The organism is Gluconobacter sp. P1D12_c (genome assembly GCF_018812105.1).
Classification (GTDB): Bacteria; Pseudomonadota; Alphaproteobacteria; order Acetobacterales; family Acetobacteraceae; genus Gluconobacter; species Gluconobacter oxydans_A.
In genome coordinates this window covers 1-427 of sequence record NZ_JACSIQ010000538.1, presented here as the reverse complement: position 1 = coordinate 427, position 427 = coordinate 1, and the positions used below count along the sequence as shown (strand labels likewise).

At 57.5% G+C, this 427-nt stretch carries 1 protein-coding gene; it reads right to left on the bottom strand.

Annotated elements, in window-relative coordinates; all coding sequences use genetic code 11:
- The coding region (locus tag KP705_RS18055; RefSeq protein WP_215765290.1) for a transposase at window positions 1-427 on the bottom strand (427 nt) is incomplete at both ends.

The following is a 427-nucleotide window of genomic DNA, read 5'->3' as shown; positions in this document are numbered from 1 at the left end:
GCGGGGCATRGGCTTGAGATGCGGCTTTTTCCTGTGGACCTTTGAGACAAAGCCCTGCTTTTCCATGAAGTCTTCGTTGGCTTTCGAGCGATACGCGGTATCGGCCCAGACGCTTGAGGCGGTATTGGCTTTATCCAGAAGCCCCTCTCTCAATCGCGCGCCATCACTGGCGGCGGCATCTGTTGTCTTCCATTTGCGGATGAACCGATACTTCCGGTCGATGGAGACGTGGGGTTTGTAGCCAAAGAATGGGATAGCGAGATCACTCGACGGCATGGTTCCATCGTCCTGCCGCTTCGCTTTCGTGAACTTCAGCGTCCAGCGCGCATGGCGATCCTTGTGCGACAGCTTTGACGGCTTGTCCTGCCAGTCTTCGGGAATACGGCCTGCCCGGAGATCGGCTTTCTCGGCGTTCGTGTTGCGCTGC